Annotated in this window: 3 protein-coding genes; all 3 read left to right on the top strand. The window is 61.1% G+C overall.

Going from position 1 to position 1447, the window contains the following annotated elements; all coding sequences use genetic code 11:
* A partial coding sequence (locus tag ACXJ7R_RS32540) for an FUSC family protein (RefSeq protein ID WP_457155383.1) occupies positions 1-702 on the top strand: 702 nt, incomplete at its 5' end.
* On the top strand, positions 699-902 hold the full coding sequence (locus ACXJ7R_RS32535; RefSeq protein ID WP_457155382.1) for a DUF1656 domain-containing protein: 204 nt from the start codon (positions 699-701) through the stop codon (positions 900-902). The genes ACXJ7R_RS32540 and ACXJ7R_RS32535, both read left to right, overlap by 4 nt.
* A gap of 10 nt (positions 903-912) precedes the next feature.
* A partial coding sequence (locus ACXJ7R_RS32530; RefSeq protein ID WP_457155381.1) for a biotin/lipoyl-binding protein occupies positions 913-1447 on the top strand: 535 nt, incomplete at its 3' end.

Below are 1447 nucleotides of genomic sequence, written 5' to 3'. Positions count from 1 at the left end.
GTTCTGGACGGCGTCACCGGGTTCCCTTTGCTGGCGATTGGTCTGGCGCCTTTCACCATCGGCTGCGMACTGCTGACAACGTTGCCAAATCCGATCCTGTCGACCCTTGGGCGGTTGACCCTGATCTTCGTCATAGCTTTCTTCGCACCAAGCAACCCACAGACCTACGATCCACAGACCTTTCTATTCGTCTGCTTTTTCGCGTGTCTTGCGACAAGTTTGCTGTTTGGAGTTCAACTTCTGATCCCTCCGGTGTCGAACGATCACCGGCTTCGCCTTCTGCTGGAAGACGCTCGCCGCGAGCAACGCAGTCCGAGATTTGACCGAGCTGGGCACCTCGCACGGGAAGAGGCCACGTTTCGCGATGCCTCGCGGATCGGTGAGATCGTGACTGCGGCTGGTGCATCTCCGCGGAATAGCCCGGTTCTCGATGAAGCCATGTTGTGGTTCGACCGGGCGGCGGCGCTGCGACTGTGTGGCGCCGGATTGGATCGGCTGGCAACCGGCCCGCTGGCAAATGTGGCCGACGCAGCACGTGCGGCGCTTGTCCAACGGGACGGGCCCGCATTGTTAAGCTCGGCCAAGGCTTTGGGTGAAGCCGCCGCATCCGGGCACAATCCAGTCGCCACCGCGGCGTGCGCAGCGCTCGTCCTGGCGAGTGTTTCCTTCACGGACAGGTCTATGGAGAGCGGCGACCCATGACGCACACGTTTCGGGAGCTCGTCATAGGCGGAGTTCTGGTAGCGCCCATAGTCACCTATGCAGCGATTGCGCTCGTCCTCGTCATAGTGCTGCGCCCGCTCCTGCATCTTATTGGATTCTCGGGGTATTTCAGCAATCCGTCGATCGCCGAGCTTAGTCTGTTCGTCGCGATTTTCGGGCTGCTTACTATGCTTCTTTAGGGAGAAGGTCATGGAGATTCCCCGGCCTCAGGATCAAACGATATTGCTGGACGAATCGCCCTTCGAAGAGCAGATCACCGTCGGCGACGCGACCCATGACTCCCCAATACCAAAGCCGGTAAGCCGGGTCGGAGGCGACAGCCCAGTTGGCCGGCCTCAGATGCCCTCGGCGTCGGCGCCATCCATCGCCTCGACGCGCGGTGGTTTCGGGCGTCTTCTTCTTGCGGTTGGCAAGCGCCTTTCCACGCTCGCCATCGCGCTGTTCGCTGGCCTGATCGCGGTTCTCACATGGCAGGACTATGTGCGGGCGCCTTGGACGCGAAATGGCACCGTTCGTGTGCAGGTCGCGAACATCGCGCCTCAGGTATCGGGCCAGATCGTCGAACTTAGGGTGGCCGATAACCAGTTCGTCCGCCAAGGTGACGTGCTCTACGTCATCGACCCGTTCGACTTCCAGGTTGCTGTGGCCACCGGCAAGGCGACGGTGGCCCAGGAAGCGGCGGACCTGCAAGTCAAGAAGGTCCAATCCGATCGGCGCCAACATT

This window comes from Mesorhizobium sp. P5_C1 (genome assembly GCF_054049815.1).
The sequence above is the reverse complement of the archived record's forward strand: the minus strand, read 5'-3'. Positions and strand labels throughout refer to the sequence as shown.